Source organism: Paenibacillus humicus NBRC 102415 (assembly GCF_004000905.1).
Taxonomy (GTDB): Bacteria; Bacillota; Bacilli; order Paenibacillales; family Paenibacillaceae; genus Paenibacillus_O; species Paenibacillus_O humicus.
On sequence record NZ_BIMD01000110.1, the window covers coordinates 1 to 1285 of the forward strand.

1 protein-coding gene is annotated in these 1285 nt (G+C 48.6%); it reads left to right on the top strand.

What is annotated here, in order from left to right; genetic code table 11:
* Positions 1-94 precede the first annotated feature (94 nt).
* A protein-coding gene (locus PHU01S_RS25500; RefSeq protein ID WP_373864564.1) for an IS3 family transposase occupies positions 95-1239 on the top strand; the annotation gives its coding sequence in 2 pieces (ribosomal slippage) (positions 95-383 and positions 383-1239; 1146 coding nt in all).
* Positions 1240-1285: the final 46 nt, after the last annotated feature.

The following is a 1285-nucleotide window of genomic DNA, read 5'->3' on the forward strand; positions in this document are numbered from 1 at the left end:
ACTGACCCCGTTACGTGAGACAAATTAAAACACCTTCAAGAAGAATGCAACCATGTCGACAGATATGGGAGACAACCTTGGAGGTGTTTTTACGTTGGCAACAAGAGTTAGCTATGCGGTAGAGATAAAGATGCAAGCGATTGAAATGAGATTGGCTGGCGTACCCGTTCAACAGGTTATGGATCAACTCGGAATCAAGAATGGGACTCAGTTAAAGGTTTGGATGAGCTGGTATCGCAAGGGCGAGCTGCATCGGCTCGAGCAACCTGTGGGCAAGCAATACAGGTATGGCAAAGGCCCAGAGTACGCTTCTGAACTTGAGAAGCTGAAGGCGGAAAATCGGTTTCTGAAACAGCAGGTGGACGTGCTAAAAAAGTACCAGGAGTTGGAGAGGATGTGTCACCTAAGGCCGTAGTCGCTTGGATAGAAGCCATTCGGGGAGAGGTGTGTGTAAAGCAGGCTTGTGCATGGCTAGGAATCGCTCGTGCCACGTACTATCGTTGGAAAGCAGCCTATGAGACGAAGCAAACGAATCCCATCGTGGAGATAATCCGTCAACGCTGCCAAGAGCACAGGTTTCGTTATGGGTATCGCAAAATCACCGCGCTGCTCCAAAAAGAACAGTCGATCAACCACAAACGCGTACAACGAATCATGCAGCGTGAAGGATTGCAATGTCGAGTCAGGGTTAAGAAGCGCAAACCGACTGGACAGCCAGCACAACCAGCCGAGCATCTGTTAAAACGGCAGTTTCAAGCAGACGGACCGCTGAATAAGCTCGTAACGGATATTACGTATTTGCCCTTCGGCAGCAGAATGTTATATTTATCGAGCATCTTGGACTTATATAATGGCGAGGTTGTAGCCTACAGTATCGCTGACAAGCAGGATACTGAGATTGTACTGGACACGTTGCGCCAGCTTCCCGATCAGCCTGGGATGCTGTTGCACAGCGATCAAGGCAGTGTCTATACGTCTCAGGCATACCAAAGGGCCATAAAAGGAAAAGGCATTACCATGAGCATGTCCCGCAAGGGAACACCCGCTGATAATGCCCCCATCGAATCGTTTCATTCCACTCTAAAGTCTGAAACGTTCTATCTCGAAGGACTCACTCGTACAACGACGGCAATCGTTGAACAAACCGTTCGAGAGTACATCACCTACTATAACTCAATTCGTATTCAAGCAAAACTAAAAAACCAGTCGCCGGTTGATTTTCGACGACTGGCCACTTAGCTTGAAGGTGTTTTGATCCCTGTCTCACAAACGGGGGTCAGTCCCA